The following is a 22510-nucleotide window of genomic DNA, read 5'->3' as shown; positions in this document are numbered from 1 at the left end:
CGCATGCGCTGGCCCGCGCAAAAAGTCTTTCTTTCTTGGCGGAAACAAGTATGCTGCACCGTGGTCGTCCCAACCAGCGCGGAGCCCGATGCGGCAACAAGCTCAATGTCCGGCATGCGGCAGTACGAAAGTGGTCCGGCTGAGTCGGCGGCTGTGGGATCGTCTCTGGAGTCTTTTCCGACTCTATCCCTTCCGGTGTGAATCCTGTGCGCACCGTTTCCGGGCCCGGCGGTTCAGATCCGCGTCCGCCTACCCGCGAATCCGCTCATAGGTCATCCGCGCCAGCTCCAGTTCCCGGCCATGGCGGCGCAAGGCGGCCCCTTGGCGCGAACGCTTCACAACGTCGCGGAACGATCCGCTCCTGCGTCCGACCTGAGCGATCCGCTCGGCCAACGCCCGCACCAAGGCTCGTCCGGAGGGACTGAGCCACTTCTTGCGCTCCGCCGCCCAGACCAGATCCTGCACGGAATAGCGGACCGACTCGACCTCTTCCAAACAACGCAAACGGGCGCGCCGGATGTCCCGCTCGCCCAGCCCGAAGGTTCGCAAGGTCACGGCGGACAAGCCCTTCTCCGCCCAGGCCGAGAGCCGCTCGAAGAGCGTGGCTCCCATGGTGAAGGTGAAGGTCGCGTGGAGGATGCCGTGCAAGGGACGCAGGCTGCGCCGCCAGGGTGAATAGAAGATTTCCTGGTTGTGATCGCCCCGGCGCATGTCGAATTTGCGCAGCAACAGATTCAGGTGATGGTGGCTGTTCTCATGGATCAGGTCGTCGATCAGATCCAGGCGATCCCGGTCGAAGGTATTGATGAAGGACAGGCCGGGCCGGTGGCGGTAGCTGAAGCTCACCACGCCCCGCGCCTGCAGCGGGACGATACGCGTCGTCAGCCGCGTGAGCAGCTTGGCCCCCTCCGGCCAGGCCGATGCGATCGCATCCCAGGCGCGATTGATCCGATCGGCCAACCCGTCGGGAGGGACCGCCAGGCGCGCCGGCGTGAGGTCCTTGCCGTAGATCAGGACTGGACCCAGGGTCAATCCAGGCCGCAGCAAGTGAGGCGGCACGAACGTCCAGCCGCCTGCCGGCTGCTGGTCCTCGCCCCACAGAGGCACCGAGGTCTTGCCGATGCTCAGCCAGATTCCTTGTTGCTTGATCTGGAAGCTGGTTCCGGCTCCCTTCCTGGCAAGCCTCCTCCGCAAGGATGCAGGAGGATCGAGATAGGCCCCCTCCAGGCCCACATAGACCCGCCCCGGCAATTCCGCCCGCTCGAAGCTGCCCTGCAAGTCGCACGGCACCATCCCACGCGACCGTTTCACCGCGCCCCTGCTGCGAGCCAGCCAGAGACAGGGCAGTCCGGGCACCAGGAACAGGGACTCCTGGACAACCTGCCTCGCCAGACGCGTACAGAGTCGCTCCAGCCGGCGGTCCAACCCGACCGCGTTCGGCGCACCGGAGGGAAACAGCTCCTCACGATAGCTGTGCTCGAAAAATTTCTCCTGGCACTCAAGAGCGAACTGCTCCACGAACGCCCGGCGATCCCGGTCTTGCCTAAATTGCTGCTGCAGATCGATGAAGTAGAGCAGATCGTTGAGCTCTTCGATCCACCCCACGACCTTCCCGGTTGAAAAATCCTCTCGTTTCAGCCGGCTCCCGACGAACCGGAAGTAATCCAGCGGTAACTGCAACGCCTGGGCCCGGCGGCGATAGTGCCGCTCCAGATCGTCGCAGAGGTCGAACAGCAGCCGCCTCATGCTGGTTTGCAGCTCGCCGACCAGGGTGGCCAGATAGGCCGCGTCAAACCATTGCGTCTGTGCTACCATGCGACCCTTCTTGGAATGAGAGAATGATGAACCGGCACCTGCTCCTCGCCCTCCTGCTGCTGTGCTGCTTCCGGTCCTCACCGGCCGCCGCGGCGGACCCGCCTTGCAACCAGTATCCGCACCCCCAACAGCCCCGCTGCGAGAAGCTCTGGAAACAACTGAACCAGGAATCGGTGGCGGAGATCTCCCGGTTCGGGTTGGATCAGCTCAAACGCCGGCAGGAAGGCAAGATCTCCCAGGAGCAGCACCTCAAAGAAAATATGGAGTTCATCAAACAGTCCACGGACAAGCGGCTGAAGCTGCTCTCGGAGCGGATGGCGCAGGACCAGGATCCCCGGCAGCATCCGGCGGAAAAGCCGCTACAGCGATAGCTCCTTCGATTCCGGCGCCGGCTGGCCGGCCGACTCCAGCAAATCCCGCCCGACCAGAATCGGCGCCTTGAAATGGACGGCCAGCGCAATCGCGTCCGAGGAGCGGCTGTCGAAGACTCTGGAACTGCCCGGCATCGTCACCGTCAACGCGCCGTAGTAGGTCCCGCCTTTGAGCGTGATCACCGCCCGGCTCACCTGGCCCCCGAAAGACGTCAAAATCGCATGCATCAAGTCGTGCGACAGGGGCCTGGGGAACTTCTCGCCGGTCACCGCCCCATGGATGGACCCGGCCACCGTCGGGTCCACGAAGATCGGAATGGTCCGACTCTCTGCCTTCAGCAACACCACCGGCCCACGCTCCGACAGGCGCACCTCCACATCCTTGATCTGAACCAGTTCCGTCTTCGCCCCGCTCGCTGCGCCGGCCAATGAGCCGCTCAGCATCGAGCCACATCCGACGACCATCCCGAACCAGACCCACCAACGGAGTTGTTTCATGGCCGCTCCCCCTTGAGAACAGAAGGCGGAAAGCAGAAGACAGCCTGCCGCTGCTTTCTGCCTCCATACCAAACTTCGTTTGCACCGTTCGCTTCGATCGGCTGCGAACGGAGAAGTTTTTCGCCTCCAGCGACGATCCGTTGCATTCTCGTTGCCTCCGGCCCATTGAATGTTGCTCGTCGGCGCCTACGCGCTATCCTCGCACAAAGGGATTGGACTCCCGCTCGATCCCGATCCGAGTTTCCGGCCCGTGGCCGGTGATGACGCGGGTCTCTTCCTCCAGCGCATAGAGCCGCTCCCGGATGGACTGTTCGATCGCGTCGTAATCGCCGCCCCAGAGATCGGTCCGTCCGATGCCGCCGCGAAAGAGCGTGTCACCCGCCAGGACCAACTGCTCCTGTTCGAAATGAAAACACATGGAGCCGGGCGTGTGCCCCGGCGTATGGAGCGCCAAACCTTCGATCCCGCCCAGGAGAATTTTTTCTTCGTCCTTGATCCAGTAATCGGGCAAGGGCACCGGCCGGTAGGGCACACCGAACAGGCGGCATTGCGTCTCCAAGAGCTCCCACAAGGGCAGGTCGTCCTGATGCAGGCATAAGGTTGCGCCCGTCGCCCGCTTCATCTCGCCGGAGGCCAGAAAGTGGTCGAAATGGGCATGGGTGTGCAGGATGCTGACCACCCTCAACCCCATGGCCTCGACCATCTGGAGAATCTGCTCGTGGGCGCCACCCGGGTCCACCACGATGGCCTGCTTGGTGACCGGATCGCCCAGGATCGAGCAGTTGCACCCCAGCGGGGGCACGGGAAAAGTTTTGCGGATCAAATCACCCACGATCGCCCTCCTGTGGAGGTTTATTGTACACGGATCGCGCAACGCGGTGCACCAATCACAATCCAGCCTGCAGGCCCGGGGCTTGACTGGAAATTTCTATTATGATAATGATACTTGAAATCAATATCATCGACTAAATAACCATCGGCCAGCGGATCGATCCCAGAGCCCCAGGCGACCTTCACGTCGCCTGGGGCTTTTTTTGTGCGTCCAACAGAAAGGAGCCCCCATGTCCGGACAGCGTCCCAAAGTCCCGCGCGGCGCATTCCTCGTGATTATCGGCCTGCTCGCCGTGATGGGTTACGAAGTGACCTGGCAAGCACGAGAGGTCGGAGCCATCCCCGCCTTCGCGCGCAAGTACAACTTCGCGTGCAACACCTGCCACGTGCCCGGCTTTCCCAAATTGAACGATTTCGGGAATCTCTTTCGCGATCACGGCTATCAGCTTGGATCGGATAACGACCTCCCGACCTTCGAAGGTATTTCGATGGGGTACTGGCCTGTGTCGTTCAGAACGACGGTCGGCTATCAGAGCGCCAGCCTCCGCGTGGACGGAGGCGGAGTGGAAACCGGCAGCTTCGGCTTCACCGGCCTGGACATTCTCAGCTTTGGGATTCTCCATCGAGACATCAGTTTCGGCCTCGTGTTTACTCCGGGGCTGGCCAGCGCAGGATTCGGAACCAGAGCCAACAACCAGAGCGATCTCGAATCCGGTTTCATTCGCATGAACAACATCCAACGGTTCCTGGGAGGGAGCAGCGATTCCTACTTCATGAACCTCAAGGTGGGGAAATTTGAACTGGATGTGCCGTTCAGCGAAAAACGGAGCCAGACCCTCAATACGCCCTTCGTCATGTACCACTATCAAGCCGGCACGCCCTACTCGGCCGTCTTGAGCAATCTGGTGGCCTCCCGCTACACGACGTACGGCAATCCGAACGATTTTCAGCTCGGCGCCAACCAGCCGGGGCTGGAACTGGCCGGCATCTCTCCGACGCCGGGCGGCGGTTATTTCCGTTACTCACTGGCCGCCATTTCCAACAGCAACCTCAATATCGGCAACGTGGGCGGCGGGCGGGGCACGAACTTCTATGGACATGTCACGCAATCCTTCGGCGGGTACGGGATTGTGACAGGGCATCGGCTCGGCCTCTTTGCGGCCTACGGCACCGCCCCCACCACGGTGAACCCCCTCTGCCCGGATTGCCGCGGGGTTGCATCGGGAGGGCAGCCTTTCAGCCGCCTCGGCGTCGATGTGAGCACAACCTTCGACAACCAGTGGAATCTCTTCGGCGCTGTCATGCACGGACGCGACACGAAATATCTCTTCGCCTCGCAGGGGATCGCCGACCCGCAAAACGCCAGCTGGTACGGCGCGTTCGTCCAACTGGATTGGTATCCCACGATCTTGTCGATTCTGGACATGCCCAATTGGCTGCTGACCTACCGGTACGACATGATCAGGAATATCCGCCAAGGCGATCCCACCTTCGCTAAAGGCTACAACGACGTGGATTCCCATACCGCCATGGCGCGGTACTACATCCACCAATCGGCCCGCACCGATATCGCCTGGCATGCGGAATACAACCAGTTTCGATCGCAGGGAGTGAGTGTAAACGGCGGGGATCAGGTCGGCCAGACGATTCTTATCGGTTTCGACTTCGCCTATTGAGCGCGACGGTCCGCTCACCCCGTGCGAGTGAGCGGACCGCTCCATCCCACCGAATCCTGAAAAACGGCTTCGCTGTACACCAATCATTCACGCCGGTATACTCCCCGGCAATGGAGCCGCCGACGCCAGCATCGTTGCAGACTCAACCCTGGCGGCACAGTTTCGAAGCCCGTCTCGTCCTCGGAGCGTTGATGCTCCGGTTGCTCTACCTCGCGACGATCCTGGACAACCCCTACTTCCTCCATCCCATCACCGACGAAGCGATGTACGACCTCTGGGCGCAGGCGCTCGTGGCCGGGGACCCGTTCCTCGACCACTATCCCTATTATGACTCGCCGTTACCGGCCTATTTCCTGGCGATCGTCTACAGCCTGTTCGGCCATAGCTACCTGATGGTGCGTGTGGTGCAAGTCCTCCTCGGGACGCTCAACGTGCTGATCCTCTACCGAATCGCAGGGCGGCTGTTTGACCCAACCACTGCGAAAGTCGCCGGCATCCTGGCCGCCGCCTACCTGCCCTTTCTCTACTACGAAGGCCTGCTGCTCAAGGAATCGGTCGCCCTATTTCTGTTGGACAGTTCCGTCCTCCTCATCCTGGGCGCCCTGGCCAGGCCGACGTGGGTGGCCTTCTGGTCCGTCGGGGCCACGGTCGGCCTCCTATCGCTCAGCCGGATCAACGCCCTGGCCTTGGTGGCCGCCTGCCTGATTCTCATTGCGATCTCGCTTCGGGGCCGGACCGGCGGCCGCGCGGTCCTTGCCTTGCTGGCGGGGGCCATCATGGTGATCGCCCCCGTCACGGTCCGCAACAAGCTGGCCTCGGGGGATTGGATTCTGATCACCGTCTCCGGCGGACAGGTGCTGTACACAGCCAACAATCCGGCCAATCAGACGGGAGACCTGGCGCCGGTGCCCTTCGTCCGTCCCACCTCGTTGTTCGAGCGAGTGGACTTTCACCGCCGTGCGGAGGCCGAAACAGGCCACCGCATGACGCCGGCCGAAGTCGGAGCCTATTGGCGGCACAAGAGCCTCGCCTTCTCCTTGGAGCATCCGCTGACGCAAGCCCGCATGGTCGGCCACCGGTTCCTGCGCTTCTGGAACGAGGCGGAGATGCCGGACAACCACTGGATCGAGACCTTCAAGCGGTTCTCCTGGATCTTGCGTGCGCCCCTCCCCGGGTACTGGCTGGTGGCTCCCTTTGCCCTCGTAGGGCTGATCCTGTTGCGCCGATGCTGGCGCGAGCTCGGCTTGCTGTATCTAGTCCTGACCTTCTACCTCCTGTCGCTGCTGCCCTTCTGGGTCTCTTCCCGATACCGTCTGCCCATCGTCGGGATACTCATCCTGTTCGCGGCGGCCGGCATGACGGAAAGTCGCCGCCGCGCCCTCTCGGACCAGGGCCGAGCCTGGATGCTCTCGGCGGTCCTGCTCGCAGGGGCCTGCCTGTTCTGCTGGATGCCGATGGCTGAGCCGGACGTTCCAAGCCTGGAACGGAACCTCGCCTACGCCTACGAACAAGATAAGCAATATGAGAACGCCATCGCGATCTACGAACGGCTTCGCACAAGGGAGCAGAATCCAGACAACGAATTATATCTGGCCAATGCGCTGGGGTTGGCCGGCCGCGCGGATGAAGCCACGGCATTGCTGGCCAAGCTGACGGAGCCGGGGCAACCGGCCGATGTCCGCCGGCGGGCCTATAATTTCAGCGGCGACCTGGCCAGACTGGCCGGACAATGGACAGAGGCCGAGCAGGCCTATCGGGCGGCCCTGTCGCTCGACCCGACTGATTATGGCGCCTGGAACAATCTGGCGGTCGCGCTGACGAACCAGCAGAAGTTCGGCGAGGGAGAACAGGCGCTGCTTCAATCCATCGCCCTGGCCCCGGAAGACAGAGTGGCCAGGCAAAACCTGGAGTTGCTCCGCCGGCGCATCGGCGCGTCCCCACCCCTGCCTGCGCCGACAGGGCGCTGACTGAGGCCCATGGCTGACCCATCGCTGATTCAAGTCCGGTGCCCTCTGTGCGACGAAGGCGGATCTCGCCCCAAGTTTACCAAGGATGGATTTTCGATCGTCGAATGCCCGGTCTGTCGGTTACTGTACGTCAACCCGAGGCCGCCCAGAACGTGGCTCGACGCCTGGTACCGGCATGAATATTTCTCCTTCTCGCAGGAGGATACCGCCGGCATGCAACACGTGCAGCATGGAGCCATAAAGACCGCCACGGCTCGCTCGCGACTTCAGTTGTTCGACGCACCGCTCTCCAACGGCCGGCTCGTGGACATCGGGTGCGGAGGCGGATTTTTCGTCCGCGCGGCGACAGCCGGCGGCTGGGATGCCGTGGGGCTCGAACCGTCCGTCAAGGCGGCGCGCTGCGCAGCCCAGACGCAACGGATCAGGGTCATCGCCGGACGGCTGGAAGAAGCGCCCTTTGCCGCGGGACGTTTCGACGTGATCACGATGTTCGACGTGCTGGAACATGTCGCTACTCCCCGGACAGTTCTGGCTGAGGCCCGCCGCCTGCTAGCTCCGGGAGGCCGGCTCGTGATCGAGACGCCGAACATGGCCGGCTGGATGCCCCGCTTGATGGGGAAACGGCATCCATGGGTGCGTCCGCCCGAACACCTGACCTACTTCACCCCGCTTACCTTGCGCAGACTCCTCGATCAGGGAGGATTTCGGGTGGAGCAGTTGCACCGGAGCACCAAGAAAGTCTTGACCCTGGACTATGTGCTGGCGCTGACCGCCCGCACCAACCCGTTCGCGACGGCCCTGCTCAAAAGCACGCTGGGGCGCTGGAAAACGCTTGGCGCCTATCTGTTCTCCGTGCCCCTTGCTACGATGCTCGCGATCGCCAGGCCCATCCCCCAGGAGAAGTCGGCATGAAAAACGCCCCCACCGTCACCATCGTGATTCCCACCAAGAACGAAGCCGGCGGCATCGCCACCGTGATACAGGAGGTCAAGCGCTACGCGGACGAAGTCCTCGTCATCGACGGCCATTCGACCGACGGCACGGCCGATTTGGCCAGGCAGGCCGGAGCCCGCGTGATCCTGGACAACGGCCGTGGCAAGGGCGCGGGGCTCAGATTGGGCATTGCGGAAGCGAGCGGCGACATTCTGGTCTGCATCGATGCCGACGGCTCCCATGATCCAGCGTCGATTCCCGCACTGCTGGCGCCGATCCTGCAGGATCAGGCCGACCTGGTCATCGGCTCGCGTCACCGGGGCGGCAGCGACGAATGGCACGGCGACCTGGATAACTACCTGCGGAGCGTCGGCGGAGGGATTATTACGATTGCCATCAACTATCGCTGGAACGTCCGGATCACCGACGCGTTGAACGGGTTCCGGGCGATCCGGAAACCGGTGGCCTCGGCCCTGGACCTGACCGCCAACGATTTCGACATCGAGCAGCAGATGGTGACCCGCTGTCTCAGGAAGGGCTTCCGCGTCACGGAGGTGGCCAGCCACGAATACCTGCGCAAGTGGGGCCATTCCAAGCTGCCGACCTATCGCAGAGGCTATCTCTTCCTGGGCCGGCTGTTCCTGGATCTGATCGGTCTCTAACGCCCTTGCGACGCCGCGTCGCCTTGCCCGACCGCCTAAAGAACGGCTAGTCCGTCCGCGCAACCCAGAGCACTTCGGTGCCCAGGAATTCCCAGTTTGGCTCGCTCCGTCGCAGGAGCATGAGCAACCCGCTGCCGCTGCCGTCCTGGCGATCGTCCTCCACATACACCAACGCCCGATCCCGACGCGGCGAAAATCCCACGCGCGAGAATGTGAGGATGCCGACGGTGGGAGGAGCCTCCTGGGTCCGTTCAAGGAAGGAGGCGGGGATCGGCGCGAGCGACACCTCCGGCTCCTCCACCCCTTCTTCCGAAACGAACCGATACGGCACGCCGATGTTGAACTTATCCTCCAGACGGGCCGGTCTGCTGTTCTTCAGAATAAAGTCCGTGACCAGCTCCGATTCCAGGCCCCCCTCGAACGGTGGCCGCTCCTGAAAGTAGGCTTGGCTGGGAATATCTTGCTCACCCGGTCCCAGCCTGGTCGCCGTCAGCCGCCCGATGAGCACCCGCTCGGTCTGGGACGTGAGAAACTTGGTGCCGATCACACGATCATAGATGGGGTATTCCTCCGCCGGGACCGGCTCCGGCTTGAGGGTCGGCCGGTCGGCGGACAGACTCTCGCCGGACGCAACCAGCAGACACATCGTCGTCAGGAGACCCAGGACTTGAGACGATCGCCTATTGCTCATGCCGGCAAGATAGCCTGCGCGAGGACCAGGGTCAAACCGTTTCCCGCAACCCCGTTTGCCTTATCGGGCCAATCTCCCTAGAATCCCCCGTGGTCACCGTGACGCCTCTTTCTAACAAAAATTTCAGGACGGCCGGCTTCCTCGCGTTCGCGGTCGTCTGGATCATGGCCTGCTGGTTGCCGCAAACCTCCCTCGCCCAGCCGGTCAATCCAAGACAACTGGAACCGCGTCTTGCGGCCATCGCCGCCCTGGCAAGCCCTTCCCCCATGGTCCCTATTCCCGCCGGCTGGTTTCTCCTGGGAAGCGTCCGCAAGGACGACGACCCCTATGGCATGGACACCCAGTTCGACGACACCGAGCTGCCGCAGCGGCGCATCTGGCTGGATGCCTACGACATGGACCGCGACGAGGTCAGCCTGGGGGAATACCTGGCCTTCCTTCGTCGGCAGCGGCGCGAACCGCCGGAGGAACTCAAACGCCTCATCTGGCACGTCATCACCGTGCATGCCATGCCCGACCAAGTCCTGACCCGTTGGCCTGCGCTCTACCTGACCTGGAACGACGCCTCGGACTTTTGCCGGGCCAAGGGCAAGCGCCTGCCGACGGAAGCCGAGTGGGAAAAAGCGGCACGAGGCAACGACGGAGGGCTCTTTCCATGGGGCCATGCCACACCCGATCCCGAACTGGCGATTTTCGGGAAATACCATGCCCACGAAATTCCGCTGGTCGCGGCCGTGGACAGCGGAGAAGAAGGCCGCAGCCCCTACGGTTTGCATCACATGGCCGGCAACGTGGCCGAGTGGGTGCAGGACTGGTTCGGGTTCGACTACTATTCCGTGATCCCCGAGCGCAACCCGCCCGGCCCATCGAGCGGCCGCTACCGGGGCGTGAGAGGCGGGTCGTGGAAGAGTAAACCCACCATGTTGCGGGCCGCCACGCGCAGCGGCGCCCCGCCGGACCAGCGCAGTCCCTCGATCGGCTTCCGCTGCGCCAAGTCGCCTTTGTAAATTAGGATCGCCAGCCCGCCTTATTCAAAGGGTCATCGCGATTGCAGCTAGGCGGGGAAGTGCTTCTGGAGGCACCGTGGACAAATGCTGTGACTGAAATCCACGTCGCCATGGGTGCGTATAAACGATTCGACCGTCTGCCAGTACCCCTTGTCGTCCCGCACGCTCTTGCAGTGCGAACAGATCGGCAGCAAGCCGCTGAGCATCTTGACGTTCGCCAGCGCGGCCTGCAATTCCTGGATGAGGAGTTCCTTTTCTGCATGCGTCTGCTTGAGCTCTGCGATGTAATCGATCAGGCCCGCTTTTTCCCGGTTGATCGTGCGGACCCGCTCCACGTTGACGCCGTAGAAGACCGCCATGATGAGCAGCATGGGCAGGCGCAGGATGAGGCCTTCGGAGATGACATGGGTGTGCAGATAGTCCATGTACAGGACGGCGCCGTAAGCCGACGCCAGCACGGAGGAAAACCCGATCACTTCCTTGATGGACTTGGCCAGGGCCGCGATGAGCATAACCAGGAAGAAGGTCAGGTAGATGTCCATCCCGCTGTTGCCGGACAAAAAGATAAGCCCGGCGCTGATCACGGTATTCCCCACCAGAAGTGCGCCGGGAATCCAATTGGCTTCGGTCAGCCGCGGGGGCATCACGATCAGGCCGGCGACGAGGATCAAGAGCCCCAGAATGACCCAATGCTGATGTTCCTGGCTGAGATACGGCTTGTCGCTGAAGAGAAGCTGATAGGACCAGACGATGCTGAAGAGGGTCTGGAGGAGGATGGTTTGTCCACGGGGTGAAGACGTCTCGAAACTGGCCGTGGCCGCCGGTTCGATCGGAGTCGCCGCCACCGTCGCTTCGCCGAGGACCTTAGACACCACGACCTCCAGGGGAGACGAACCATCGGCCACGTGCCGACCTCACCAAGACGCCCCTCATAGGTGAAAAGACATCCGTTCCTGTCAGGCGGGGAAATGTTTCTCGAGGCAACGCGGGCAAATCCCGTGGCTGAAATCCACGTCCGCATGGGCACGGACATACTCTTCGACGCTGCGCCAGTAGCCCTTGTCGTCCCGGATGTTCTTGCAGTGGGCGCAGATGGGCAAGAATCCGCGCAGGGTCTTGATGTTCGCCATCGCCTCCTGCAGTTCCTTGATCAACCGCTCCCGTTCCTCTTCCGCCTGCTTCCGATCGGCGATGTAATCGAGCAGGCCCGATTTCTCATCGTTGATCCGGCGCACCCGTTCGGTGGTGACTCCGTAAAAGATCGCCATAATCAGCAGGAGCGGGAGCCGCAAGAGCTGCCCCTCCTGTAGGGTCCCATCGGTCAATGATTCCAGATAGAGGACTACCCCATAGGATAGACAGAGGAGCACGGAGAGCCAGATCATTTGCTTCAGCGACCTGGTGGTCGCGGCGAGCAGGACGATCAGGAAATAGGTCAAGTAGAGATCGGACACGCCGTTCCCGGACAAATAGACCAGCGCGCTCGCAATCACCGTATCGCTCACCACCAGAACGCCGGGCAACCAGCCGGTCTCCAGGATTTCCTTCGGCAAGACCAGCAGGGCTGCGACCAACGCCAGAAGGCCCAGAATTACCCATTCCTCGGCTTCAATGGACAACATTGCATCCGGGCTGAAAAGCAGCTCGTACGACCAGACGATGGTGAAGAGGATCTGCAAGAGAATGAGCTGGGAACCGGGAGAGGCGAGATCAAGCGGCTCACGACGGCGGGGCTCGGGAATCACGTTATCGTGGACGGCCAAGTCCAGGCCTGCAGATTCGGGCATCGTTTGCTCCGGCAAGGGAAGGGAAAACGACCGAGTCGTTGCGCCTCGGACTCTGACCGGCCCATCCTAGGTGATCACGTATTCCAGGTCAAGCCGTCCACAACTTCTCACTGGATGGAGGAAAAGGGTTTTCCACCATCCAGCTGAAGATCCGCCGGCGCGACAGGTCACGAGGGCAAACCCCAGCCGAGCGGGGCGACCGATCCGATCCCCGCTCTGCCTTGCTTCGACCCGTCCATGGTTTCTAGCAACGTATCGTCCGCTTTGACATGATGTTGCGTCTCGTCCAAAAGGCGCAAGACTTTGCATGGGGAGCCAAATAACGTCACTCCCCCTCTTTCTATCTTAGCCCCCGCAAGCCTGCCCGACTATCCAGACCTGGCACAGACTCAACTCAGTTAAAAAGCTCTTTGTTTTTCAGCCGCTTTCCGAGCCTGAGTTCTCCGTCTTTGCTTCGATCAAATGGGTGGCCCTGGCACGGCTCTTGCGGAACAGAGTGGCTAGTATCGGGCGGGGCAATCGCAGCAACCCGCCACCTCGCAACGGCAACGGAAGGAGACACGACTATGGCGACCGCCGAATCATGGCTCACGGTCTGCGCGGCCTGTCAAAAGGTGCGGAGTGAAGACGGGAGATGGGAAGGACGATCCCAGCCGTTCGACAAGCATGAGAAAGCCCTGATGACCCACACGGTCTGCCCGGACTGCACCCTCCGCCTGTATCCCGAACTGGTTGCAAAGGTGGTTCGCCGGTGCTCCGAGGCCTTCGCCCCGGACAAGCAGGCAGGTGAAATCGAACCGAGGTAGCGAACGACTCAGGCAGCCGCCGATTTGGCGGACTGGCCGGCCCGGAGGTACTGGTCCACGGCGGCGGCCATCTTGCGGCCCTCGGCGATGGCCCAGACGATCAACGAGGCGCCCCGCCGCACATCCCCCCCCGCGAAGACCCCCGCCACATTCGTCATGTAGTTTTGATCGGCCGCCGCATTGCCCCGCGCATCGTACTTGACGCCCAGACCGTCGAGGAGTCCGTTCTTGACCGGACCCGTGAAGCCCATGGCCAGCAGGACCAAATCCGCGTTGAGTTCGAACGCTGAGTCGGGGACCGGGACGAACTTCCCGTTCTCGAAGGAAACCCGTTGCGCGTGGAGTTTCGTGACCTGGCCGCCGTGGCCCGTGAACTTGGTGGTCGAGACGCTCCACTGGCGGTCACAGCCCTCCTCATGCGCATGGGAGGTGCGAAGCTGCATCGGCCACAAAGGCCAGGGTGTGGAAGAGGCCCGTTTCGGCGGAGGCTCCGGCAGCAACTCGAACTGATGCACCTCGGCACAGCCCTGCCGGTGCGCAGTCCCCAAACAGTCCGAGCCCGTGTCGCCGCCGCCGATGATCACCACGCGCTTGCCTTTCGCCGTGATCGGCTCGGCAGTCGTCCGATCCCCCGCGTTGCGCTTATTCTGCTGGGTGAGGTAATCCATAGCCAGGTAGATGCCCTTCAGCTCACGGCCGGGGACCGGCAGCTCGCGTGGCTGCTCGGCGCCCATCGCGAGACCCACGGCATCGAACTGACGACGCAGCTCCTCGCCGCTGATGTCCGCCCCGATATGGACGCCGGGTTTGAACTCGACCCCCTCGGCCTTCATCTGATCCAGACGGCGGTCCAGAACCCACTTTTCCATCTTGAAGTCGGGAATGCCGTAGCGCAGGAGCCCGCCGATGCGATCCGCTTTCTCGAATACCGTCACTTTATGCCCGGCGCGGGCCAACTGTTGCGCAGCGGCGAGGCCGGCCGGGCCGGAGCCGACGATGGCCACCGTTTTCCCCGTGGACGAGGTCGGCAGGATGGGCTGGACCCAGCCCTCGTCGAAGCCCTTGTCGATGATGTTCCACTCAACGACGCGGATCGAGACCGGGTCCTCGTTGATGCCGAGCACGCAGGCCGACTCGCAGGGGGCCGGGCAGAGCCGCCCCGTGAACTCCGGAAAATTGTTCGTCGTGTGAAGCGCCTTGAGCGCGTCCTTCCACCGCCCCCGGTGGACCAGGTCGTTCCATTCGGGGATCAGGTTGACGACGGGACAGCCATTCGTGCTCTGGCAGAAGGGGACACCGCAGTCCATGCAGCGCGCGCCTTGCGCCTTGAGCTTGTCCTCCGGCATCGGCTCATACAGCTCTTTCCAGTCCTGCACGCGGAGTTCGACCGGCCGGCGCTGGGGGCCCTCCCGGGCATATTTCATGAAGCCTTTTGGATCAGCCATCTTTTCCCCTAACGATGAACGCTGAATGCTAAGCGATGAACTTCAGAAATCTAAAACTTTCGTACAGGCTCCCATTCCGCGTTCATCACTCATCGTTCAGCACTCAGCTCTAATGGGCCGCCAGCTCCTTGTCCTTGTGCGCCTTGTCCTTCGCCGCCACCGCCTTGCGCTCCGCCAACACCCGCTTGTAATCGCTCGGCATGATCTTCACAAACTTCGGCAGCATCGCTTGCCAGCCGTCCAGCACCGCCTTGGCCTTGCGGCTACCCGTGTACTTCAGATGCGCTTCCAGCATGGCCTTGAGAATCTGCTTGTCCTCGGCCGTGACGACTTTCTCCAATTCCACCATGCCGAGGTTACAGCGCTGTTCGAATTTCCCGTCCTCGTTCAACACGAAGGCGACGCCGCCCGACATGCCGGCGGCGAAATTCCGGCCGGTCTTGCCAAGCACCACCACGACCCCGCCCGTCATATACTCACAGCCATGGTCGCCGGTGCCTTCGATGACCGCGTTCACCCCGCTGTTGCGCACGGCGAACCGTTCGCCCGCCATCCCATAGCAATAGGCTTCGCCCTGCGTGGCTCCGTAGAGCGAGGTGTTGCCGATCAGGATGGTCTCTTCCGGCACGAACGTGGCGCCCTTGGGCGGCACCACGATGATCTTGCCGCCGGACAATCCTTTGCCCAGATAGTCGTTCGACTCCCCCTCCAGCATCAGCGTGATCCCCTTGGACAGGAACGCTCCGAAGGACTGTCCGGCTGAGCCGGTGAACTTAATCGTGATCGTGTCCGGCGGCAATCCTTCCAGCCCGTACTTGCGGGCGATGTGGCTGGACAGCATAGTGCCCGCGGTCCGGTTCACGTTCCGGATCGGCAGGTCCAGCGTCACCTTCTCGCCCCGTTCGATGGCCGGCTTGCACAGTTCCACCAACTTGTTGTCCAGAATGCCGGCCAGACCATGGTCCTGCACCTGGACACAATGCGTCGCGACATCCGCCCCCACCTGAGGCTTGGCGAGCAGCGCGGTCAAGTCGAGCCCTTTGGCTTTCCAATGCTCGACCGCCTTCTGGGCCTTGAGCTTGTCCACGCGGCCGACCATCTCGGCCACCGTGCGGAACCCCAGCTTGGCCATGAGTTCGCGCATCTCCTCCGCCACGAAGAAGAAATAGTTGACCACATGCTCCGGCTGGCCCGCGAATTTCTTGCGCAGGACCGGGTCCTGGGTCGCCACCCCCACCGGGCAGGTGTTCAGGTGACACTTGCGCATCATGATGCAGCCTTCGACAATCAGCGGCGCCGTCGAAAAACCGAATTCCTCGGCTCCCAGCAGCGCGGCAATGGTCACATCGCGGCCGGTCTTCAACTGCCCGTCGGTTTCCACACGGATGCGGCCGCGCAGATCGTTGAGCACGAGCGTTTGGTGGGTTTCGGCCAGGCCCAGTTCCCAGGGAATGCCGGCGTACTTGATGGAGGACAGCGGAGAGGCTCCGGTTCCGCCCGAATCGCCGCTGATCAACACCTTGTCCGCATGCGCCTTCGCCACGCCGGCGGCCACCGTGCCCACCCCGACTTCCGAGACCAGTTTGACCGAAATCGCCGCCTGCGGATTTGAATTCTTCAGGTCGAAGATCAATTGGGCGAGATCCTCAATCGAATAGATGTCATGATGCGGGGGCGGCGAAATCAACTGCACGCCCGGCGTGGAATACCGCAGCTTCGCGATGACCTCGTCCACCTTGTGGCCCGGCAACTGGCCGCCCTCGCCCGGCTTGGCTCCCTGCGCCATCTTGATCTGCAATTCGCGGGCGTTGACCAGGTAATGGGACGTGACCCCGAACCGGGCCGACGCGACCTGCTTGATGTAGGAGTTCTTGCTGTCTCCGTTCGGCAGCGGAGCAAACCGCTCCGGGTCTTCCCCGCCTTCGCCCGTGTTGCTTTTGGCCCCGATGCGGTTCATCGCGATGGCCAGAGTTTCATGCGCCTCTTTGCTGATCGCCCCGAAGGACATGGCGCCGGTCGTGAACCGTTTGACGATATCCTTGGCCGGTTCGACTTCCTCGAGAGGAAGCGGCTCGGGCAGGAATTTGAAGTCGAGCAGGCCGCGCAGATTCGAGCGCCGCTTGCTCTCGTCGTTGACCAGCGCGGCGAACTCCTTGAAGGTCTTCGGATCATTGTGCTTGGTCGCGTGCTGGAGCTTGTAGATCGTCTCCGGGTTCCAGTTGTGGTGTTCGCCCTGGACGCGGTAATGGATTTCGCCGCCGAAGTCCAGTTGACGGATCGGCGCCGGCTCGTAGGCCAGACGATGGCGGCGCAGCGTCTCCTCACCGATTTCCCGGATGCCCATGCCTTCGACGCGCGAGGGCGTCCCGGTGAAGTAGCGGTCCACGGTTTCGTGGTTGAGCCCGATGGCCTCGAAGATCTGCGCGCCGCAGTAGGACTGGACGGTGGAGATCCCCATTTTGGAGAAGATCTTGAGCAGGCCCTTGTTGATCGCCTTGATGAATTTGCCCTCGGCGGTGACCGCGTCCAGCCCCTCCGGCAGGTATCCGTCCCGCTCCATGTCCACGAGCGTCTCGAATACGAGATAGGGATTGATCGTCCCGGCCCCGTAGCCGATGAGGCAGGCGAAGTGGTGCACGTCGCGCGGCTCGCCGGTCTCCAGGATCAGCCCGACCTCGGTCCTCGTGCATTCGCGCACGAGATGATGGTGCACGGCCGAGATCCCCAGCAGGCTCGGGATCGGCGCCCATTCTTCGTTCACGCCGCGGTCGCTCAGGATCAGGAACTTGTACCCGTCCTTGATCGCCTGGGACGCCTCGCGGCACAGATTGTCCACCGCCGCGCCCAGCCCTTCCGGCCCCTCCGCCACGCGGAACAGCATCCGCAACGTCTTGCTCTTGAAATGGGGGTCGGCGATCTCGCGAATCTTCTCCAGGTCCGAGTTCGTCAGGATCGGCTGCTGCACCTTGATCCGGCGACAGGCCTCCGGCGTTTCCTGCATCACGTTGGGCTTGGGCCCGATGTTCGTCACCAACGACATCACGAGCTGTTCGCGGATGGGGTCGATCGGCGGGTTGGTCACCTGGGCGAACAGCTGCTTGAAGTACTTGAACAGGAGTTGCGGCCGTTCGGAGAGGACGGCCAGCGGCGTGTCGGTCCCCATCGACGAAATCGTCTCCTCGCCGGTCACCACCATCGGCGTGATGACCATCTTGAGCTCTTCCACCGTGTACCCGAACGCCTGCTGGCGCTGCCGGATCGTCGGATGGTCCGGCTGCGGCACGTTCAACGGCTCCGGCAATTCATCCAGGGAGATGCGGTATTGGGTCACCCAGGCCCGGTAGGGTTTCCGGCCCACGATGTCGGCCTTGATCTCTTCGTCGTCGATGATGCGGCCCTGCGCCGTGTCCACCAGGAACATGCGCCCCGGCTGGAGGCGGCCCTTCTGGCGAATCTGTTTCGCCTCGGCCGGCAGCACCCCCGCCTCGGACGCCAACACCACCAGATCGTCGGTCGTGACTTGGTACCGGCAGGGCCGCAGGCCGTTCCGGTCCAGCGTGGCGCCGATCAGCTTGCCGTCGGTGAAGCAGACGGCGGCCGGACCGTCCCAGGGCTCCATCATGGCCGCGTGGTACTCGTAAAATCCGCGCCGGTCCAGGTCCATCTGCGGGTTGCCGACCCAGGGCTCCGGGATCAGCATCATCATCGCGTGCGGCAGGGAACGCCCGCCCAAGACCAGAAACTCGAGCGCATTGTCGAGACAGGCCGAGTCGCTCTGCTGATCGTGGACGATCGGAAACAGCTTGGGGATGTCCGTCCCGAACAGGTCCGACCCGAGCCGGCCCTGGCGCGCCCGCATCCAGTTCACGTTGCCCTTGAGCGTGTTGATTTCGCCGTTGTGGCAGATGTAGCGGTAGGGATGGGCCAGCGGCCAAGTCGGGAACGTATTGGTGCTGAAACGGGAATGGACCAGGGCCAGGGCGCTGATCACGCTGGCATCCGTCAGGTCCTGGTAATAGGCCGCCATCTGATGCGGGAGCAGCAAGCCCTTGTAGACGATCGTATTGCCCGACAGGCTGGGAATGTAGAAGTACTCCCGCCCTTCGATGGCGGACTGGCGAATCGCGTTCTCGATCCGTTTCCGGATCACGTAGAGCTTGCGCTCGAATTGCGCTTCGTTCAGGGTGTCGCGGGCGATGAACACCTGGCGGATCGCCGGCTCGGTCCGGCGCGCCTGGACGCCGATCGCGTCGCTCTTGACCGGCACGTCGCGCCAGCCCAACAACCGGGCTTTCTCCTCCGCCACGACCTTCTCGACGAGCCCCTCGCACTGCTTGCGGGACGCCGCGTCGGGCGGCAAAAACACCATCCCCACGCCATACTCGCCCGCGCCCGGCAGTTTCACCCGCGCATCCGCCGCCGCCCGCCGCAGAAACTCGTGCGGGATCTGCAGCAGAATGCCAGCCCCGTCGCCGGTGCAGGGATCGCACCCCTGGGCGCCGCGGTGATAGAGGTTCTCAAGGACCTGCAGCCCCTGTCGGACGATGCCGTGCGACTTGTGCCCTTTGATGCTGGCCACGAAGCCGATGCCGCAGCCGTCCTTCTCGTTCCGGGGGTCGTAAAGGCCTTGCTTGGGGGGGAGTCCTGGAATGTTCATGGGCCGTTCAATTCCTGCTGGATTGTCGGGTTGCACGATGCGTCACCGCTGGGCCGGGCGCTTGCGGGAGGGGGGAACCGACCCGTGGCAATGACCTCGGTCAGGGCACGGAAAACATGCGCAAAATCGGAGTGTCACCATACTGGATAGAGCGTGATTCTGTCAAGCAATCCACGGCCCATGGTGGCTCGGGCTGAGCAGTCACGGGAATCGCCTGCACAGGGATTTGCCGCGCCCGCCGAGGCTTGACTAACGCCCTGCCCCTGCCCTACTATTCGCCGCATGCGACCGGGCCCCGCCACTGCGACATTCCAGAGCATGGCCGATGTGTGGGAGGCCTACGGCGAGGAACTGGACGGCGTCGAGGATCATATCCGGAAGAACCTCGATTCGTCCGTCACCCTCGTCAACACCGTCTCGGCCCACATTCTCAGCAGCGGAGGCAAGCGCATCCGCCCCCTCCTGCTGCTGCTCTGCGCCCGGCTGTGCGGGAACACCTCCTCCGATCCGCAGAGTCTCGGCAGTCTCGTCGAATTCATTCATACCGCCACGCTCCTGCACGACGATGTGGTGGACGACGCCGACCTGCGCCGCGGCCGGCAGACCGCCCGCAAAGTCTGGAGCAATCAAATCAGCATCCTCGTCGGCGACTATCTCTATTCCCATGCCATGCGGCAAATCGTGACCTTCAAAAACCAGGCCGTCAACGAAACGCTGGCGGAAGCCTGCAGCAAGATGGCGGAAGGCGAAGTGCTGCAACTCTACCATCACGGCAGCATCGCCATGACCGAAGACGACTATATCCGGATCGTGGAGCATAAAACGGCGAGCCTGATCGCCACGTCCTGCCGCATCGGCGCCATCATCGGCCTCGCCTCCGAAGAACAGCAAACGGCGCTGTTCCGGTTCGGCGAGTACATCGGCATCGCCTTTCAAATGGCGGACGACACGCTCGACTACACGGCCAACGGAGCGCGGTTGGGTAAAACGCTGGGGCAGGATCTGCGGGAGGGCAAGATCACGCTCCCGCTGCTCCACTTGCTGCAACACTGCCCGGAGCCGGACCGGCAGATGATCAAGGATCGTCTGGAGACCCGGACTCTGTCAGACACCGACCTGCAACGGATCATCGCGCTGATGCAGGACTATGGCTCCATCGCCTACGCGATGGAGCGGGCGCGCGTCTACGTCGCGGCAGCCACCCGGAGCCTGGCCCTGTTCAACGATTCGCCGGCCATGCGCGCGCTGGTCATCGTCGCCGACTACATGGTCAACCGCGACCGATAACCCGTCATCCGTCATTGCCCTACTGTGGCGCGCTTCGTATGGCTATCTTAACGACGCTTCCTCACACCGGACCCATGACTCGTCACGCGACGCATCCCTTGGTCGGGCTGGCCACGCAGGCGATTGCGGCGTTCCTCGCCGATCGACAGGTGCTGGAGCCCCCGGCCGCTCTCTACGAGGCCTGGCCGGAGGCGCTCCGCCCCGCCGGAGCGTTTGTCTGCCTCAAGCACGAAGGACGTCTCCGCGGCTGCATCGGCACGACCGAACCATTGCACGAGACCCTGGCGATCGAGGTCGTCCGGAACGCCATCGGCGCCGCCACGCGCGATCCCCGGTTCCCGCCGGTGCAGATGTACGAACTGGCGAGCCTGTCTATCGCCGTCGATATCCTCGGCCCCTGCGAGCCGGTGTCCGGCCTCGAGGCGTTGGACCCAGCCCGGTATGGCATCGTCGTGCGGGCGGGCGAGAAACGGAGCGTGCTCCTGCCCGCCATCGAGGGCATCCGTTCCGTTTCGGAACAAGTGGCGGCGGCGCGGGTCAAGGCCGGCCTGGGCGCCGACGATCCGGTCGAACTCTTGCGCTTTGAAGTCCAACGTTTTCATTGAACGAAAAGTGAGGCACGCGTGGCGAATCTGATTCCGTTCCGTGGCGTCCTGTACAATCCGGCATCCGTGGGCGATATCGCCAAGGTGGTGGCCCCTCCGTACGACATCATCGACGCGGCGGGCCAGGCCGCCCTGCACGAGCGCCACCCCAACAACGTAATCCGCATCGAGCTGGGCCTGGACGAGCCGGGCGACGGCCCGGGACGGAACCGGTACACCCGCGCGGCGGACCTGTTGCGCGACTGGCTGGCCAAGGGCGCGCTCACGCGCGATGCGGCGCCGGCGATCTATCCTTACCAGATCGACTACCAAGCGCCCGGCTCAAGCCCAGGGGAAGGGCGGCGGGTGCTGAAGGGTTTCCTGTCCACGGTGGAACTGGCGGAGTTCGGCACCGGTCACATCTACCCGCACGAGAACACGCGCTCCGCGGCCAAGGCCGACCGGATGGAACTGCTCTCGGCCTGCCGCGCCAACGTGAGCCCGATCTTCTCCCTGTTTTCCGATCCGGACGGCGGAGTCCTGGCCTTGATCGACAAGTCCATCGACGTGCATCGTCCGCGGTTTGATTTTCAGGACGACACCGGGTGCCGGCAGCGGCTCTGGACCATCAACGACCCGTCGGTTCTGAAGACGCTGACCGACGCCCTCAAGCCCAAACCGCTCTTCATCGCCGACGGGCACCATCGTTATGAGACCGCCCTGGCCTACCGGCGGCGCCGGCGCCAAGAAGCGGGCCTACCGGCCACCGGCGGGCTGCATCCGTTCGACAGCGTACTCATGCTGTTTTCCAGTTTGGAAGATCCGGGGCTGACCGTGCTGCCGACCCATCGGGTGCTCACCACGTCCGTGCCGCCGCTTGCCGACATCAAGCGACTGCTTGGCGAGACCTGCGACATCGAGGAGGTTCCCCGGCAACAGTTTCTGCGCACGCTCCGAAGCCGCGGGCAGGCTGCACCGGTTTTCGGCCTGGCGCTCCGCGGCGAGGCGGCCCCCCTGTTGCTCTCGGTCAAGCCGAGCCACCGGCCGAAAGTCGGCGCCTCGGAACGGGATAAGCTCGATGTATCGCTCCTGCAAACCCTGGTCATAAACCGGCTCTGCCCCAACGAGGCCGATCAGCATGCCTTGATCTATACCAAGGACGATCAGGAAGCCCTCGACCTTGTCGCCCAGGACAAGGCCACCGCCTCGCTGCTGCTCAATCCGACGAAGGTCGCGGAAGTGCGCGCGGTCGCCCAAGCCGGCGAACGGATGCCCCACAAGTCCACCTATTTCTTCCCGAAACCTTTGACAGGGCTGGTGATAAACGTGATGCAAGAGTAGCCATCAACCATCTGTCCGTAAGGAGGCTCCAGCAGGCTGCTCATGGTAGCCCTCTGTTGGTCCGCTGCCCATCCCGTCGTTTCCGCCTCTCTCCCGCTCCCATCGCATATCCGCACAAATAGGTACAACCCACCAAGCAGGGAGGGTGACGC

The 22510-nt window shown here is 63.0% G+C and carries 18 protein-coding genes; 10 read left to right on the top strand and 8 right to left on the bottom strand.

The features are described from left to right. Positions 1-249: 249 nt before the first annotated feature. Positions 250-1815 (bottom strand): hypothetical protein, encoded by a 1566-nt coding sequence (locus tag EPO61_10770; GenBank protein ID TAJ08561.1) that lies wholly within the window; start codon positions 1813-1815, stop codon positions 250-252. Between the two features lie 23 nt (positions 1816-1838). On the opposite strand from EPO61_10770, the gene EPO61_10765 reads away from it, so the two are divergent. Beyond that, positions 1839-2186 carry a hypothetical protein gene (locus tag EPO61_10765; GenBank protein TAJ08560.1) on the top strand — a complete coding sequence of 116 codons (348 nt, stop codon included), beginning with the start codon at positions 1839-1841 and terminating at the stop codon, positions 2184-2186. On the opposite strand, the gene EPO61_10760 is transcribed toward EPO61_10765, so the two are convergent. Together EPO61_10760 and EPO61_10755 are read right to left on the bottom strand one after the other, a co-directional pair. Continuing rightward, positions 2175-2684 (bottom strand): bifunctional nuclease family protein, encoded by a 510-nt coding sequence (locus tag EPO61_10760; GenBank protein ID TAJ08559.1) that lies wholly within the window; start codon positions 2682-2684, stop codon positions 2175-2177. The two genes, EPO61_10765 and EPO61_10760, sit on opposite strands and share 12 nt — an antisense overlap. Positions 2685-2877: 193 nt before the next feature. Continuing rightward, complete coding sequence (locus EPO61_10755; GenBank protein ID TAJ08596.1) at positions 2878-3507, bottom strand: MBL fold metallo-hydrolase; 630 nt, start codon at positions 3505-3507, stop codon at positions 2878-2880. A gap of 238 nt (positions 3508-3745) precedes the next feature. Here EPO61_10755 and EPO61_10750 point away from each other — a divergent pair, with 238 nt between their 5' ends. From EPO61_10750 to EPO61_10735, 4 genes are all read left to right on the top strand, one after another. Continuing rightward, a complete protein-coding gene (locus EPO61_10750; GenBank protein ID TAJ08558.1) occupies positions 3746-5191 on the top strand; it encodes a hypothetical protein in 1446 nt (481 codons plus the stop codon). A gap of 110 nt (positions 5192-5301) precedes the next feature. Continuing rightward, the gene (locus EPO61_10745) at positions 5302-7158 is read left to right on the top strand and encodes a hypothetical protein (protein TAJ08557.1); all 1857 of its coding nucleotides are present in this window, start codon (positions 5302-5304) and stop codon (positions 7156-7158) included. 9 nt (positions 7159-7167) lie between these two features. Further along, positions 7168-8070 (top strand): class I SAM-dependent methyltransferase, encoded by a 903-nt coding sequence (locus tag EPO61_10740; GenBank protein TAJ08556.1) that lies wholly within the window; start codon positions 7168-7170, stop codon positions 8068-8070. Beyond that, complete coding sequence (locus tag EPO61_10735; protein TAJ08555.1) at positions 7788-8753, top strand: glycosyltransferase family 2 protein; 966 nt, start codon at positions 7788-7790, stop codon at positions 8751-8753. The genes EPO61_10740 and EPO61_10735 overlap by 283 nt, the downstream gene beginning before the upstream one ends. A 46-nt stretch (positions 8754-8799) precedes the next feature. Here EPO61_10735 and EPO61_10730 read toward each other — a convergent pair whose 3' ends face one another. Next, entirely contained in the window at positions 8800-9444 is a 645-nt protein-coding gene (locus EPO61_10730; protein TAJ08554.1) for a hypothetical protein, read from the bottom strand. 164 nt (positions 9445-9608) lie between these two features. Between EPO61_10730 and EPO61_10725 the strand changes: the two genes are divergently transcribed. Next, positions 9609-10451, top strand: a complete 843-nt coding sequence (locus tag EPO61_10725) for a hypothetical protein (GenBank protein TAJ08553.1) — start codon at positions 9609-9611, stop codon at positions 10449-10451. A 47-nt stretch (positions 10452-10498) separates the two neighbouring features. On the opposite strand, the gene EPO61_10720 is transcribed toward EPO61_10725, so the two are convergent. Both EPO61_10720 and EPO61_10715 read right to left on the bottom strand, forming a co-directional pair. Next, a complete protein-coding gene (locus EPO61_10720) occupies positions 10499-11356 on the bottom strand; it encodes a hypothetical protein (protein TAJ08552.1) in 858 nt (285 codons plus the stop codon). 51 nt (positions 11357-11407) lie between these two features. Beyond that, the gene (locus tag EPO61_10715; protein ID TAJ08551.1) at positions 11408-12238 is read right to left on the bottom strand and encodes a hypothetical protein; all 831 of its coding nucleotides are present in this window, start codon (positions 12236-12238) and stop codon (positions 11408-11410) included. A gap of 566 nt (positions 12239-12804) precedes the next feature. On the opposite strand from EPO61_10715, the gene EPO61_10710 reads away from it, so the two are divergent. Then, positions 12805-13044 carry a hypothetical protein gene (locus EPO61_10710; GenBank protein TAJ08550.1) on the top strand — a complete coding sequence of 80 codons (240 nt, stop codon included), beginning with the start codon at positions 12805-12807 and terminating at the stop codon, positions 13042-13044. Between the two features lie 8 nt (positions 13045-13052). On the opposite strand, the gene EPO61_10705 is transcribed toward EPO61_10710, so the two are convergent. Then, positions 13053-14489 carry a glutamate synthase subunit beta gene (locus EPO61_10705; GenBank protein ID TAJ08549.1) on the bottom strand — a complete coding sequence of 479 codons (1437 nt, stop codon included), beginning with the start codon at positions 14487-14489 and terminating at the stop codon, positions 13053-13055. Positions 14490-14598: 109 nt separating this feature from the next. Continuing rightward, complete coding sequence (locus EPO61_10700; protein TAJ08548.1) at positions 14599-19146, bottom strand: glutamate synthase large subunit; 4548 nt, start codon at positions 19144-19146, stop codon at positions 14599-14601. Positions 19147-19428: 282 nt separating this feature from the next. Here EPO61_10700 and EPO61_10695 point away from each other — a divergent pair, with 282 nt between their 5' ends. From EPO61_10695 to EPO61_10685, 3 genes are all read left to right on the top strand, one after another. Next, positions 19429-20433, top strand: a complete 1005-nt coding sequence (locus tag EPO61_10695) for a polyprenyl synthetase family protein (protein ID TAJ08547.1) — start codon at positions 19429-19431, stop codon at positions 20431-20433. Positions 20434-20507: 74 nt separating this feature from the next. Further along, positions 20508-21038, top strand: a complete 531-nt coding sequence (gene amrA, locus EPO61_10690) for an AmmeMemoRadiSam system protein A (protein TAJ08546.1) — start codon at positions 20508-20510, stop codon at positions 21036-21038. Positions 21039-21056: 18 nt separating this feature from the next. After that, a complete protein-coding gene (locus tag EPO61_10685; GenBank protein ID TAJ08545.1) occupies positions 21057-22358 on the top strand; it encodes a DUF1015 domain-containing protein in 1302 nt (433 codons plus the stop codon). The last annotated feature ends 152 nt before the right edge of the window (positions 22359-22510 follow it).

The organism is Nitrospirota bacterium, from assembly GCA_004296885.1.
GTDB lineage: Bacteria > Nitrospirota > Nitrospiria > Nitrospirales > Nitrospiraceae > SYGV01.
The sequence above is the reverse complement of the archived record's forward strand: the minus strand, read 5'-3'. Positions and strand labels throughout refer to the sequence as shown.

Excerpts from the sequence above, each read along its gene's own strand:
- EPO61_10740 (TAJ08556.1), top strand. The coding sequence starts at position 7,168 with ATGGCTGACCCATCGCTGATTCAAGTCCGGTGCCCTCTGTGCGACGAA.
- EPO61_10730 (TAJ08554.1), bottom strand. The coding sequence starts at position 9,444 with ATGAGCAATAGGCGATCGTCTCAAGTCCTGGGTCTCCTGACGACGATG.
- EPO61_10765 (TAJ08560.1), top strand. The coding sequence starts at position 1,839 with ATGATGAACCGGCACCTGCTCCTCGCCCTCCTGCTGCTGTGCTGCTTC.
- amrA (TAJ08546.1), top strand. The coding sequence starts at position 20,508 with ATGACTCGTCACGCGACGCATCCCTTGGTCGGGCTGGCCACGCAGGCG.
- EPO61_10770 (TAJ08561.1), bottom strand. The coding sequence starts at position 1,815 with ATGGTAGCACAGACGCAATGGTTTGACGCGGCCTATCTGGCCACCCTG.
- EPO61_10750 (TAJ08558.1), top strand. The coding sequence starts at position 3,746 with ATGTCCGGACAGCGTCCCAAAGTCCCGCGCGGCGCATTCCTCGTGATT.
- EPO61_10700 (TAJ08548.1), bottom strand. The coding sequence starts at position 19,146 with ATGAACATTCCAGGACTCCCCCCCAAGCAAGGCCTTTACGACCCCCGG.
- EPO61_10710 (TAJ08550.1), top strand. The coding sequence starts at position 12,805 with ATGGCGACCGCCGAATCATGGCTCACGGTCTGCGCGGCCTGTCAAAAG.
- EPO61_10715 (TAJ08551.1), bottom strand. The coding sequence starts at position 12,238 with ATGCCCGAATCTGCAGGCCTGGACTTGGCCGTCCACGATAACGTGATT.
- EPO61_10760 (TAJ08559.1), bottom strand. The coding sequence starts at position 2,684 with ATGAAACAACTCCGTTGGTGGGTCTGGTTCGGGATGGTCGTCGGATGT.
- EPO61_10745 (TAJ08557.1), top strand. The coding sequence starts at position 5,302 with ATGGAGCCGCCGACGCCAGCATCGTTGCAGACTCAACCCTGGCGGCAC.
- EPO61_10695 (TAJ08547.1), top strand. The coding sequence starts at position 19,429 with ATGCGACCGGGCCCCGCCACTGCGACATTCCAGAGCATGGCCGATGTG.
- EPO61_10725 (TAJ08553.1), top strand. The coding sequence starts at position 9,609 with ATGGCCTGCTGGTTGCCGCAAACCTCCCTCGCCCAGCCGGTCAATCCA.
- EPO61_10735 (TAJ08555.1), top strand. The coding sequence starts at position 7,788 with ATGGGTGCGTCCGCCCGAACACCTGACCTACTTCACCCCGCTTACCTT.
- EPO61_10705 (TAJ08549.1), bottom strand. The coding sequence starts at position 14,489 with ATGGCTGATCCAAAAGGCTTCATGAAATATGCCCGGGAGGGCCCCCAG.